We start from the raw sequence: 13,207 nt of genomic DNA, 5'->3' as shown, positions 1-13,207 counted from the left end.
TGTTGAAACCAGCATCCTCCGGGCTTATAGTAGGAAGATTTTGGATGGGTTGCATTTGCGAATATGTGGAGAACGATAAGGATAAAAGAAAGAGAGCTAGGAGTTGTCGCTTCATACTTCTAATAGAATTTAATATTGTCTTCAATGTAGTCAAATAGGTGGAATGTCAGCAGCACAAAGCTTACAAAGAACTGGCACGTCATGGCTGGACCGATTCGATCAGGCATCTGCACCCCGATGAAACTATTTACACTTTCTGCGACTATCTTCGAAATGCGTATGGCCGAAATGCAGACTGCGATTGGACCATTTGCAGTTAAGTCCGCAGGTGGCTCCGCGGTTGATCGAGGCAGGTGTGGACAAGCACGTCCGCGGCTGTGAGAAATTCAGCGATCATGCAACCGGCCTGGATTGTAGTAACGGATGAAAAGAAACATAAACTTGAAAATGAACACTTACTATTTGCCTGATGATCTTCTGGATGGTTCTGCGATACAGCCGGACGATGTCGTCATTCGATATTACAGTTCTGATCGGGATTCGGTAAAAAACAGAATTGTGTTAAATCAGAATATGATTAACCTGCTGGTGAGTGGAAAGAAAACCATTATTTACCCGGATGCGACGGCGGTCGTGCATGCAGGTGAGTTGGTCGTCCTGTCAACCGGTAACGTGCTTACCTCCGAGCTGCTTGCTGACACGGATCAGTTTACAAGCATCCTTTTTTATTTCAGCAATGAGGTTTTTAACCGGTTTTTGATCAAGTATGAGCATCTGCTCAAACGAAATACATCGAAGGCCGACAAGCAGCCATTTTTGATTTTCAAGCAAGACAGTTTCATTAGGCACTTTACTAACTCGTTGAAAACCTTATTTGGCAATGGCGGGACCTTACCGGCGGAAATCCGGTTGCTAAGAATTGAAGAACTGTTGTTGTACCTTTTTCAGTCCGATCCGGAACGGTTTCACGCAATTGAAATCCTGACCCGCGACAAACAGCAATTGCAAATAAAGAAAGTTGTCGAAAGCCAGATCGGTCAGCCCACCACTGTCGACGACCTTGCCTTCCTCTGTCACATGAGTACTTCCACATTCAAGCGGAAGTTCAGCGAGATTTATCAAACCTCTCCGCAGAAATGGCTGCTCGCCCGCAGACTTGAATTAGCCGCTGATTTACTTAAATCATTCGAGGAAAGCCCCTCGGGCATTTACATGAAGGTGGGTTATCAGAACCATTCCAGTTTTTCGGAGGCATTCCGAAACCATTTTGGAAGCACGCCAAGCGATTACCAGCAAAAGCATTTGAACGTTGCGCCGTAGTTCTTGACCGTCTATCCCTAACTGCACCGTCGACCGTGCCAGTACTTTTGGGTCATCAAATAAACATAGCAATTATGGAAACAATGACCGAAAACAACAAAGCAGTAGTACTCCGTTTTAACCAAGAAGTAATCGGCGAGGGTAATCTCGAAAGTTTCAAAGAGCTCATGGACGAGCAATTCGTCAACCATTCTGCGCCCGCAGGCATGAGCAATGGTGCAGATGGCATGATTTACTTTTTTAATGAAATTCTACGTCCCGCGATGCCCGACGTTCATGTGACAATCCACCAGCAGGTTGTCGAAGGGGATTTAGTTACCACGCGCAAAACTATCGGCGGAACGCATACCGGCACTTTCCTGGGCATTCCGGCAACCGGACGGGCGGTCAATATCGATGTGATTGATATCGTTCGGGTAAAGAATGGCAAATATTTTGAACATTGGGGAATTACTTCGCTACCGGAGGTATTATCGCAATTACAAAATTAAAGCGCTTGCAAAAACAGCGCATCAGCTGAAACAGAAGTCCCGCACCATGCTGGTTTAGCAAGGTGCGGGACTTTTGTATGCAACAACTCTTAGTATCTCAGTTAAAGCTCGCCCTGAATTCCAGGGGCGAAAAGTTCGTCTTCGATTTGAACAACTTACTGAAAGACTGCGGATGCTCAAAACCGAGCTGGTATGCGATTTCCCCGACTGTTAGATCACTGAATGTCAGCACTTCCTTTGCTTTTTCGATGAGCTTATTATGAATGTGCTGCTGCGTATTCTGGCCGGTCAGTGCGCGAAGCATGTCGCCCAGGTAGCGGGGCGAAACGTGTAGTTCGTCCGAAAGGTACTGGACGCTCGGCAGCCCTGTCAGCAAGGCGGTTTTATCGTCGAAATAATTATTCAGCAATTGATCCAGCTTTTCCAGCAATGCATTGTTAATCGAATTGCGGGTAATAAACTGGCGTTTGTAAAACCGCTGACTGTAATTCAGCATCAGCTCCAACTGCGAAATCAGCACATCCTGGCTCAACTCGTCGATCGCCGTTTCGAGCTCGTCGCCGATGTTGCTGGCAATGCCCTCGATGATCAACTTTTCCTTGTCCGACAAATGCAGCGACTCGGTCACCGAGTAGGAGAAAAAGCCATAATGCTTGATCTTGGCGTCCAATGGATAGTTCCGAAGAAAATCCGGATGAATCAACAAGGTAAAGCCCAGGGTTTCTTCGGCCACCTGAATGCCCGTCAGCGGCTGGCCCGGCGAGGAAAAAAACAATCCGCCTACCTGGAAATCGTATGTCGTTTGCCCATATCGCATCCGGCAGCCTGCCGACTCGTTGTAGGTAATGTTATAAAAATCCATGACAAAAGTATCGGCCAGCATTTCGGCCGTGATCCGTACTTTATTGAAGTCGAGCAAGCTGATCAGCGGGTGCAAAGGTTGCGGCAGGCCGAATGCACGCTGCATTTCGGCAATGGAGCGGTACACGCGCGGTTTGAGATGTTCCCTTTTCATATTCACATAATGGGCTGCCGGCGCAAATCGTTCCGTCCCTCGCCGGCAGACCATTTGATTTTACACAGCGGCTAACAGTTGTTTGATCCCGTCGCGAAAAGCTTCGTCGCCCTGAGCCAGGCGCTGCGCATACAGTTCTTTGGCATCCTCGCCACAGACGTATCTCAATGTGTCGGTACCATCGGTAGCCGCGCCGTACACCACTTCGGCGATTTGTTCGGAAGTTGTCGCAGCCCGGCTAGGTGCCAGCATCGCAGTGAATTTGTTTATCAATGCTTCATAAGCCGGGTGCGTGGCGAACACCGACTTCGCACCGATTTCCGTCGCCACCAGTCCCGGTTCGATGGTTTTAATCCCAATTCCAAACTCATTCAGCTCGTAAGACAAGCTTTCCGCCCAGCCTTCCAGCGCAAATTTGCTGGCATCGTACATCGAGCTCACCGGGAAAGCCATCAGCCCTGCCGATGAACCGGTGGTGATAAAAAGCCCCGCTTTCCGCTCGCGGAAGTAGGGAATAAAGGCCTGCGTCACCCGCACCACGCCGAAGAAATTAGTTTCCATTTGCTGTACCAGCTGCTCGTCGGTCATCGCTTCCAAGGCGCCGAACAATCCATAACCCGCATTGTTAAATACCACATCAATATCGCCCAAAGCCAGCGCCTGCTGCGTAGTTTCGCGGATCTGCGCCGGGTTGGTCACGTCGAGGGGCAGCACGGTTACATTATCCAGCGCATTGAGTTCTGCTTCATTTTCAGGCTTGCGCATGGTCGCGATCACCTTCCAGCCTTTGGCCGCAAACAATTTGGCCGTAGCCCTTCCGATACCAGTTGAGGCACCGGTAATAAAAATCGTCTTTGTCATTTGTCTTGCTTGTTATTTTCAGGAGACAAATTTCCGCGTCGCGCGGCTGGCGCTTGTAGCGGATGTGGAGATTGTTGTAGCCGAAATGGTCTTGTGCTATGCTTTTTTGGAATTTTGTATCTTATCAAAAATTCAGTACTTCCACACACCTTGAAAACCTCCCTATCCCACCTGCCAGAGGACAAACAGGAAGAATTACACTTACTTACCAAAATCATTGTTGAAAGTCAATCTTTGCGTCCAGACAAAAGCTCCGGATTCTGTATGGCAGATCACCAGGTTTCATTGAATATGACTCGGCTGGCTGGGGCGACGTCAGCTTGACGATGTACCAGTCATTTAGGACATAGTAATTGAGCAAATGTTGTTTTCCGTGGAAGGAATACTGCATTTGAGCAGCATCGTTTATTTTTAAGACTAAGTAACTTAGGGCTAGGGAAATGCGCTAAAAGTAAGAGATGACAACATAAGGCAATCTCCAACTAACTCAACGCATAGTGACAGTATGTTTTACCTATTCTCTCGGAAATGGACGCTTGCAAGACAATCATACAAGTTACTTGTTATTGGATAGCAATTTCCTTAGTGCTGGTTCAATTGCTAGTGCATGGCCTAATCCGAAAGTTGCCATCACTTTATCGTTTTCATTAAGAGCAGCCTGAATTTTGGAAAGTAGGACGCTGTCTCTTAGCATTTTCGACTCTCGACCAATAGCACAGAATTTACAGTCCCCGCCATTTATGTAATCGAATTTCTCGATGTCATCGGTTAGCTTCAAAGTAAATTGCTTGCCGATATTCTTTCGATAAAGCTCTTCGAAGTAGTGTAGCCTTTGTTGCTCCTTTCTAAGTGGAAAGCCCTGACTGACAAACCATTTGTTAATAACTTTTGGATATAGTACCCTGAACGAGGTAGTTCCATAAGAGCCGTATAGGTATGGAATCACGAACCGCTCCATCATGTAATATAGTAGCAGTTCATCAGCTGAATAGCGTTTAGCATAATTGAAAATTCGACGCTATCTGCCACATCTCCGTTGATCATAGCAATTCCGGCGCTATCAGACAAGTATTTAAGCGCGCCGGTCTCGCCTTTTGCCTGTATGGCTTCATTCATACTTGTAAAATTGATGCTGTCTGACAATTGTCCTCCTTCGTTGAAAGCAATCTGCGGCGACATTTGTTTGAACAAAGCTTCAATTAACTGGAATTGAGGATGATGAACATTTCTAACATGATCGCATCCAATAAACACTAATCTCTTTCCGTCATCTTTCAAGTCGATGATATACGGTGCTTTTATAGTGTCCATCATTTTGCCAACTTCGACGTAATCATTAGTCACCCAACTGTCCTGTACACAACTACTCAGGCTTAGAGTTGATATTATGAAAACAATTATCTCGAATTTAGTGGCCATCTTAAGGAAAGAAGTGTTCAAATATAAAAGGACTAAATTACGGGCATATCACTTTGCAATTTCAAATCAATTAAGTTGCAATACCTAGTGCAGCTCCTACTTGAGAACAAAATGGGGGAATTTCGCTGAGCCAGAAGATCACCGTCAGGTTCTGTTTGAAATTCATCATACTCACAGTTTAAGGTTAGAAAAAACATCGATGTTTGAGAAACCTTGGTCAAAATCGCCTCTCTCAAATATGTCCATTCGGTACCCTAATTAAGTAAGCAAAGCGGGTTTCCGAATAAGTTACCGAATGCCTTGATCTGAATTGAATCCGAATGATAAGCTTATCTACGAGAGCGATGAAAAAAATGACGTTTTAAAATAGAAAAATAACCATTGTGCACTACCCCAAAAAAGTTAGATACTTTGTGGGGGTATTTTTATTGGTAAAAATAGAGAACACAGCATTGAATTTCGGCTTGCTCTTATCCAGAAAAGCTTGAATGGTACACCGGTAAAAAGATCAGCTAAACAGAGCAACACCTCAAAACCTTCAAAGATTTTTTCTTAATTCTAATCTTCCATCACTTCCATTTCTTTGAGACAAACAAAAACTTGGCGATAAAAGTCTGGGTGTGATTGCCAGGTCTGTCCGGTTACGATGTTCCCGTCACGGACGGCCTGCTCGGTTGAATAGGTTCCACCACCCATTTCGATTTCCGTACGCACATGTTCATAGGCGGTCAAGACGCGGTTTTTGGCTAATCCGGCTGTAACCAGTATCTGGATACCGTGACAAATGGCAAAGACCCACTTACCCTGGCGGTCAAACTCGCGGACTACTTCCAGAAGTCCGGCATGGTTGCGCAGGTATTCGGGGGCGCGGCCACCTAGCAGCAAAATGGCTTCATAGTCGTCCACCACCACTTCCTCAATCGTTAAGTCAGACGCCAGACAATAGCCAGGCCGCTCCACATACGTATCCCAGCCAAGCTCAAAATCGTGCATCACCAGATTAAGCCTGCGCTTGCTCGGAGCAGCGATTACGGCAATGTCGCCTTCTTCCTGAAATCTGTGAACGGCATAGAGGGTTTCGTAACTTTCACCACCATCTCCGGTGACAATCAAAATTTTGTTGTTCATGGTGCAAGGATTTGAATATGAGTGTTAATTGACCCAATTTAGATGAGAAATCAATAAAAGCGATAAAAATTCGGAAGCAATGTCGGCCGGCGAATAAGTCAACATAGAGCCATTCTTAACCCGCGACCTTTGCCACAAATATCGTGCGGTCCTTGTAAATACCCGCCACTATCCATGTTAGAAATATGCTTTGTAGATTAATTGGTTCTTTACCGAAAGTCGGGATGTTAATTGCATTGTTACTGGCGTTTGCGTCGTGCGGTCGTGACAATACCTCCATTAAGGAACAGGATCTTTCGGACTTGAAGCGGAAATATGATGCGCGCACGGTTAATTACTTTTATGAGACTGTCTATCATGAAGATTTTACCCGCGGGAATAATGATAATCTTTGGAAATGGACGAGTGATCCCACGATCGTCATCAAAGGGCGCGCATCGGCAGCGGATAGCGCATCCGTCCGCGGGGCGATCGCTGAAATCAATACACTCGGACTGCCCTTGCAATGCCGTCTTGCCCAAGCGCCTGATATCGGTTCAATACAGATCTTTTTTGGGAACGTGAAGGAAGTAGCCTCCTTTCTGGACTTTGGGGATTTAGCCGCCAAAGGCGTCGACACCAGTAGCCATTTTGGATTTGGTATACCTGAAAGCTACGAAGGCAGACTTATCAAGGCCCGGATTGGCATTTACTTCAGCAGTAACGACACAACTGCAGCATCACACCAGAAAGTTTTGTTGGAAGAGATTGTTCAGGTGCTTGGTATATTCGGCGACAGTTACAACTATCCGTCCAGCTTGTTCTTTCAGAATTCCAATCCACGAAAGCGACTTACCGATCTGGACAAACAGGTCCTAAGGCTTTTATATGAACCGGCTGTTTTGCCCGACTATCCGCGGTTGTCATTTGAAAAAGACTTTGGTGAGCAGCTCTATTCGATCAATTCCAACGAAAAACTCCAAACGTACCTTCAAAATTTCCCCCTAAACGAGCAGCTGGCGAAGGATCTGGACGAGATATTTTCGGGTGATGTACTGCTAAAACATCCAAAAGAAGTCAATGTCTTTCTGTTCGGAGCATTTAGCGGACAGGATTCAGCCACGATCGCCGATGTCGCGAATGAACTTAGCAAGTTGTCGCCGAATTTGAAAATAGCAATTGCTCCACACGATACATCTGAACCTGACCATGGCATTGTGCTATCATTGACAGAGAACAAGCAGCAGGAGCAATCGGTTTTTCAAGAAGGCAAATCGATGGCCGGAAAGAGCTGCATGTATCCTAAAATGATCAAGAACAAAATCTCTCTCTCCTATAATCTCAGTGACCGCAGCAAAGAACTCCGTCAAAAAAGCCTCATAAGCGCGCTGTATTTCAGCCTGGTACCCATTAAGTTGACCAAACTCAGAACCGATCAGCTATATACCGTAAAGAATGGGCGAATCTCATTTACGAAGCATTATGCCGACCTGCTCAGGATAGTTTATGCCAACGAGTTTGTTGATGGTTTTGATCGCAAGGAATTCTTGAAGATTAAAAGTGGCTTAGCTCATTAAGCTCTTCCTATTACAGAGATACTTAGGCGCAACGGCCTTGTAACGGTAACCTATGCTAGACCTCCACGAGACGCCTTTCTTGTGTTTTGCTTATTAGCGCGGTGCTATAGAAACAATTGAAAATCGAAAAAAGATTTTCCGATTGAACAATCCATAGCTACATTGCCAATTCACCAGAGTGCTGATTGAGACTACAAAACGACATACCTGAATATAGCATCAGTGGACACGCGCGACAAGGGGTGCTCATTGCTAATCTGCTGAATGTGGCCGAGCATCAAAGGCATGATGTAGGCGCGCCGCATCGCGATGATCACTTTACTTTCTTGGTGGTCACTTCCGGCTCATTGGAACTGATGGTTGATTTCGAGCAACTGTCCATTGAAAAGGAGGCAGCATTGATAATCAGGCCTGAGCAAGTTCACCAGATACTTGGTATGTCAAACGCGACGGGGTGGCTGCTCAATGTTGACGCAGCAGTCATAGGTCCCGAAATGCTGGCATCGGTGTATGCTCAATTTAGGGGCCCTGTTCTTTTGGATAGCGATTTTGTTGCGACCAAGCTGATCCTTTCTTTATCAACTGCAATCGAAGCATTACGCTCACAAAACAGCGATGCGTTTCTTGATCGCGCATCGTTGCACCTGGTTAATGCATTGTTCGAACTTGTAATCTCACTGGCAGTTGCGCAAAAACCAACTTCCAGACCAAGTGATCGGGGATTGGTTATATACCAGCAATTTCAATCATTGTTACAGGATCACTTCAAAGAATGGAAACAGCCGCATTTATATGCACAGGCTATATCATTATCCGCAGTACATGTGAATGACCTCGTCCGCAAGCAATCCGGCCATTCGGTTTCCCATCATATCCAGGCGAGGAATGTATTAGAAGCCAAACGCCTTCTTTTTTATACAGACAAAAATATCAACGAGATTGCGTTTATGCTCGGTTATGAAGACCCGCTGTATTTTGGGAAACTCTTTAAGAAACATACCCAACTTTCACCAACCCAGTTCCGGACGAGATACCGTATTTAGAACCATCATAACCGTGTTTTCGCCTTACTGCCGTCAATCCGGAGCCGATACCTTTGTGTTGAACAAATACAAATCAAAAAATGTATAAAACACTCGATACAAAGGTCATTTTGGCCCAGATTAAGGAAGTAGGTAGAATTTTCCTGGCTGATTTCAGACAAAATCAAATTCCCCAAAGTCACCAGGATTTGATGAATGGTTTGAAATTAATTGAAGAATGCAGCCTTAACGAGCTGCGGCAGCGGATCGACCCTATCCTGCCAGGCACTCCATGGGTCGACGATGACGAATTTGATGGTCCTGCACAGACCAAACCTGCCGACTATCAGCAATATTGGCTTTGTGATACAATGGATGGCGCCATTCAGTATTTGCAGCATATAGCGGGTTGGACCATTAATCTGGTATTGATCCGGGACGGGCAGCCTATTTTTTCGGCCATTTACGACCCCTTTCAGGACGAACTTTTTTGGGCAGTAAAAGGCGGCGGTAGTTTCCTGAATAATGTCAAATTGCAGGTTAGCAAAAAGCATGAGACTTCTAACATGGTCGCAGTTCTGGAATACGGGCATCAATTAAAAACCGACAGCAGCTGGAAAGCAAAAATGGAAGCAGCTTTTTCAAAACTTTTGTCACGGTTTGGCGTAGTAAGAAACTATGGACCCCATGGATTGCAAATTGCTTACGTGGGAGCTGGAAGGATTGATCTGTTTTTGCAGGAAGATCTGGATACGCATAACTGGCTGGCGGGGCTGCTGATTGCAGAAGAGGCAGGCGCAGTGATCCGGTCCAGCAATGGCGGTGACTGGAAGTGGGGAAACGAGAATTTGCTTGCAGGGACGCCTGAGGCAGTAAACATATTTTTAACCGAAAAACCGGAAAACATATGAATATTGCAGTAATAGGAGCAGCAGCCGGGATCGGGCGGGAGGCCGTGTACTTAGGACTAGAAAGAGGGCACCACATGATTGCTATGTCGCGTGACACCAGCCAAATGCGTGAACACCCAATGCTGACAAAAGTAAATGCAAGTGCCACCAGCGCGGATGAGTTAAAGAAAGTCATGGCCCTGGCTGACGCTGTTGTGATAACAGTAGGCACCAAAGAAAAAAAAGGAACCACGCTTTTTTCCGGGATCGCAAGAGCCCTGGTCAGTGCCAGTGAAGATCTGGATTATCAGAAGCCGGTTATTATTGTTACGGGCTTTGGTGCCGGGGATAGCAAGCCTTATCTGAATATCTTTATGAAGGCAGTGATCTACTTATTTCTGAAAGATCAGTATGCAGATAAGACATTGATGGAAGATATGATCACGAAAAGCACGATGAATTGGGAGATTGTCAGACCTGGCATACTTACCAACAAATCATCCGCAGAACCTTTCCGCATCATGCAAACCTTGGAGCCGGATATGAAAGTGGGAAAAGTCAGTAGAAAGAATGTTGCATCGTACCTGGTAACAGAAGCTGAAAATCCTGCTCATATTGGCAAAAAAGTGACAATTACTTAGTTATTGTCACCTTAAATGCATATGCCCTAATCCTGGCGCTACTATTTACAAGATGAAGATTTTATGGAAGTTGAGCAGTTTGACATCATTATAACCGGCAGTGGGCTGGCAGGCCTGAGTCTGGCTTACCGGGCGATAAAGGAAGGTATATGGCAAAACGAAAAGATACTTATTATAGATAAGGAGCCAAAAGTCAAAAACGACCGGACCTGGTGTTTCTGGCAGAATGAAGAAGTGGCCTCACCCTTTCAGGATGTTATCTATCGTTCATGGAAACAGCTGTCTTTTTTTTCGAATGAAGGCAGGCAAATCAGGCTGGAAAATGGCCGCTACACTTATAACATGATCCGCAGCATTGATTTCTATCAACATGTGCTTTCCTTTTTGAGCGGGTGCAGACAGGTAACTTTCGTTTACGGTGAGATCAAATCTATTCAAAACATTGCAAACGGGGGCAGGGTCGATACGGGGCAAGCTTCGTATCAGGGAAAATACATCTTCAATTCGGTTTACACGAAGCCCGAGCTCAGCAAATCGGATCAGTACTTTCTCCAACATTTTAAGGGTGTTACCATACGGACGGAACAGTTGAAAAGCAGCTCCACGGAAATGTACCTGATGGATTACAGGACATCGCAGGAAAACGGGACCACATTCTTTTATGTCTTACCCATATCTGAACAGGATGTTTTTGTGGAATACACGATCTTCTCTAAAACCCTGCTGCAACAAGCTGATTATGACAAAAAGATAGCTGACTACCTAACAGCTGTCCTGGGAATCACTGATTACCAAATCCTGGAAAGTGAATTTGGTGTTATTCCTATGACCGACTTCCAATTTCGAAGAAGGTCTGCAAACATCATGCATATTGGTACAATCGGCGGGGACACCCGGGCTTCGTCGGGATATACTTTCACTAATACGCAGAAGACAATTTCCAAGATCCTGGCGTCCTACCGGAAACACGGCCATCCATTTTCGATAACTGAAAACATAAACTACAAGCATCAATTATTGGATGCGACTATTTTGAATGTTTTAGACAACAATAAGTACCAGGGACACCAGATCTTCACCGATTTATTTACCAATGTCAAAGCAAAAACGATCTTCTCGTTTCTCGACTCGGAAAGCACAATTGCCGAAGATTTACAAATTATGGGCAGTTTAAAGGCGAGACATTTCATCCAGCCGTTCTGTTATGCTTTCCTTAAAAGCTTTAAGTAACGTCTATATGAGAGCTCTTGGACAGGGCTGAGGCAGAATCCGTTAAGATTCTGTTTCAATAACCTTCTATAAGCTGCCCAAAACGGCCCTGTCACAGTTCCTGCGCTGTCGGCCGGAAGATCACTTCATTGATATCCACTTCATGGGGCTGACTGATCGCGAAAGCAACCACACGCGCAAAACTATCAGGACTGATTCCTACCGCTCCTACATAATCCTCGTTGGCTTTCTGGATATCTGCTTCCGTGATATGTTCGAGCAGTTCGGTCTTCACCGCACCAGGACAAACAATTGTGGTGCGGATATTGTAAGGCTTCACCTCCATTCGTAACCCTTCGGTCAATGCCCGCACGGCAAACTTGGTAGCGGAATACACGGCAGAACCGCCGAATATTTTATGTCCCGCCACGGAAGAAGTATTAATGATCTGGCCTGATTTCTGCTCTTTCATATAAGGCAGCACAGCTGCAATGCCATTCAGCACACCCTTGATGTTCACATCGATCATGGTATCCCACTCGTCGACATTGAGGCGATCAATGGGTGACAGCGGCATTATTCCTGCGTTATTCAGGATTACATCCACCCGGCCGAAATGCTTCACTGCCGAATCGACGAACTGCTTTACCTGTTCCCGTTTGGTCACGTCCACGGCAATTGCAAGAGATTTGCCACCATTGTCATTGATTTCTTTTGAAAGCTTTTCAATTTTATCCGCTCTTCGTGCGCCCAGCACAACGGTTGCCCCGAGGTTTGCCAAGTGCTTTGCGGCTGCTTCGCCCATCCCGCTGCTTGCGCCGGTAATGACAACTACTTTTCCTTTGATATTTTCCATTATTATTTAATAATCTGATTTAATTCTTTACCGTTTCATAATGCTATTCTCCAATTGCGTCCGAGGAAATTTGCGGTGCGTTAACGTCCAGGCAAAACTGATTGATGTAGCCAAAGAAAGAATTTTTGACCAGACGAAAACAGTAAGCGAGATCGCATTTGAAATGGGCTTTAAATATCCCAGCATTTTTCAAGGCGAACGTCAGGCCTGCTTCGCAATCATTCATCAGCTTAGGATGAATTTTTTGGTGCTGAAATATTATTTAAATGCATCGTACTCCTTGTCGGTGACTGGTTGTAGCCATTCAACGATCCCCTTTTCAGTATTCGGAATGATATACATCTGGTGCAGACTGCTGTCGGGGCTCGCGCCGTGCCAATGCTCCACGTTAGGAGGACATTTCACAACATCGCCTCTCCGCATTTTCTCTATCGGTTTTCCTTTTAATTGGTGATAGCCCTCGCCCGCCGTAATAATCAGAACCTGGCCGGCCGGATGTTTATGCCAGTTTGACCTGGCGCCGGGTTCGAAAAACACGTTTCCTACAACTGTATTATAGGTCGAATCACTTTCTACCAAGCCATAATTGAAGGCCTTTCCGGTAAAATGCGACGCCGGCCCCTGTTCGCCTTTTGGAAAAATAGCCTGCTCTGCGTCTGCATTGGATTTCGATTGCGAAAATCCCTGAAAAGTGATTAGTGCAGCCGCGGCAAAAGTCAATAATAGCCTTGTTACGATGTTATTTCTGGTATTTTTCATTTGCTGCTTGTTAGGTGAAGACACTATTTGCGACTCTCTC

The 13,207-nt window shown here is 45.6% G+C and carries 13 protein-coding genes and 1 pseudogene; 8 read left to right on the top strand and 6 right to left on the bottom strand.

The window, feature by feature from the left end:
* Window positions 1-447: 447 nt before the first annotated feature.
* Both Q369_RS0124170 and Q369_RS0124165 read left to right on the top strand, forming a co-directional pair.
* Complete coding sequence (locus Q369_RS0124170; RefSeq protein WP_169739289.1) at window positions 448-1,320, top strand: helix-turn-helix domain-containing protein; 873 nt, start codon at window positions 448-450, stop codon at window positions 1,318-1,320.
* Window positions 1,321-1,394: 74 nt separating this feature from the next.
* On the top strand, window positions 1,395-1,811 hold the full coding sequence (locus tag Q369_RS0124165; RefSeq protein WP_035333789.1) for an ester cyclase: 417 nt from the start codon (window positions 1,395-1,397) through the stop codon (window positions 1,809-1,811).
* Window positions 1,812-1,908: 97 nt separating this feature from the next.
* Here the strand turns inward: Q369_RS0124165 and Q369_RS0124160 are convergent, their stop codons facing one another.
* From Q369_RS0124160 to Q369_RS0124140, 4 genes are all read right to left on the bottom strand, one after another.
* A complete protein-coding gene (locus tag Q369_RS0124160) occupies window positions 1,909-2,826 on the bottom strand; it encodes a helix-turn-helix domain-containing protein (protein WP_031530295.1) in 918 nt (305 codons plus the stop codon).
* A gap of 60 nt (window positions 2,827-2,886) precedes the next feature.
* Window positions 2,887-3,687: an SDR family oxidoreductase gene (locus Q369_RS0124155; RefSeq protein WP_031530294.1), complete on the bottom strand. Its 801-nt coding sequence runs from the start codon at window positions 3,685-3,687 to the stop codon at window positions 2,887-2,889.
* Between the two features lie 957 nt (window positions 3,688-4,644).
* Complete coding sequence (locus tag Q369_RS0124145) at window positions 4,645-5,001, bottom strand: hypothetical protein (protein ID WP_169739288.1); 357 nt, start codon at window positions 4,999-5,001, stop codon at window positions 4,645-4,647.
* A 663-nt stretch (window positions 5,002-5,664) separates the two neighbouring features.
* Window positions 5,665-6,234, bottom strand: a complete 570-nt coding sequence (locus Q369_RS0124140; protein WP_031530291.1) for a DJ-1/PfpI family protein — start codon at window positions 6,232-6,234, stop codon at window positions 5,665-5,667.
* Window positions 6,235-6,458: 224 nt separating this feature from the next.
* On the opposite strand from Q369_RS0124140, the gene Q369_RS0124135 reads away from it, so the two are divergent.
* From Q369_RS0124135 to Q369_RS0124115, 5 genes are all read left to right on the top strand, one after another.
* Window positions 6,459-7,790: a DUF2927 domain-containing protein gene (locus Q369_RS0124135; RefSeq protein WP_031530290.1), complete on the top strand. Its 1,332-nt coding sequence runs from the start codon at window positions 6,459-6,461 to the stop codon at window positions 7,788-7,790.
* Between the two features lie 185 nt (window positions 7,791-7,975).
* Window positions 7,976-8,833 (top strand): helix-turn-helix domain-containing protein, encoded by an 858-nt coding sequence (locus Q369_RS28585; RefSeq protein ID WP_157488298.1) that lies wholly within the window; start codon window positions 7,976-7,978, stop codon window positions 8,831-8,833.
* 80 nt (window positions 8,834-8,913) lie between these two features.
* A complete protein-coding gene (locus Q369_RS0124125; RefSeq protein WP_031530288.1) occupies window positions 8,914-9,723 on the top strand; it encodes an inositol monophosphatase family protein in 810 nt (269 codons plus the stop codon).
* Window positions 9,720-10,343, top strand: a complete 624-nt coding sequence (locus Q369_RS0124120) for an NAD(P)-dependent oxidoreductase (protein ID WP_031530287.1) — start codon at window positions 9,720-9,722, stop codon at window positions 10,341-10,343. Before Q369_RS0124125 ends, Q369_RS0124120 begins: the two co-directional genes overlap by 4 nt.
* A gap of 63 nt (window positions 10,344-10,406) precedes the next feature.
* A complete protein-coding gene (locus tag Q369_RS0124115) occupies window positions 10,407-11,573 on the top strand; it encodes a lycopene cyclase family protein (protein ID WP_051664260.1) in 1,167 nt (388 codons plus the stop codon).
* A 91-nt stretch (window positions 11,574-11,664) separates the two neighbouring features.
* On the opposite strand, the gene Q369_RS0124110 is transcribed toward Q369_RS0124115, so the two are convergent.
* Window positions 11,665-12,408: an SDR family oxidoreductase gene (locus Q369_RS0124110; protein WP_205624358.1), complete on the bottom strand. Its 744-nt coding sequence runs from the start codon at window positions 12,406-12,408 to the stop codon at window positions 11,665-11,667.
* Between the two features lie 85 nt (window positions 12,409-12,493).
* On the opposite strand from Q369_RS0124110, the pseudogene Q369_RS29610 reads away from it, so the two are divergent.
* Window positions 12,494-12,598, top strand: a pseudogene (locus Q369_RS29610) (AraC family transcriptional regulator); the annotation flags it as partial.
* A gap of 68 nt (window positions 12,599-12,666) precedes the next feature.
* On the opposite strand, the gene Q369_RS0124100 reads toward Q369_RS29610, so the two are convergent.
* Entirely contained in the window at window positions 12,667-13,167 is a 501-nt protein-coding gene (locus Q369_RS0124100) for a cupin domain-containing protein (protein ID WP_031530283.1), read from the bottom strand.
* Window positions 13,168-13,207: the final 40 nt, after the last annotated feature.

Source organism: Dyadobacter crusticola DSM 16708 (assembly GCF_000701505.1).
Taxonomy (GTDB): domain Bacteria; phylum Bacteroidota; class Bacteroidia; order Cytophagales; family Spirosomataceae; genus Dyadobacter; species Dyadobacter crusticola.
This window is presented reverse-complemented; position numbering and strand designations above follow the sequence as displayed.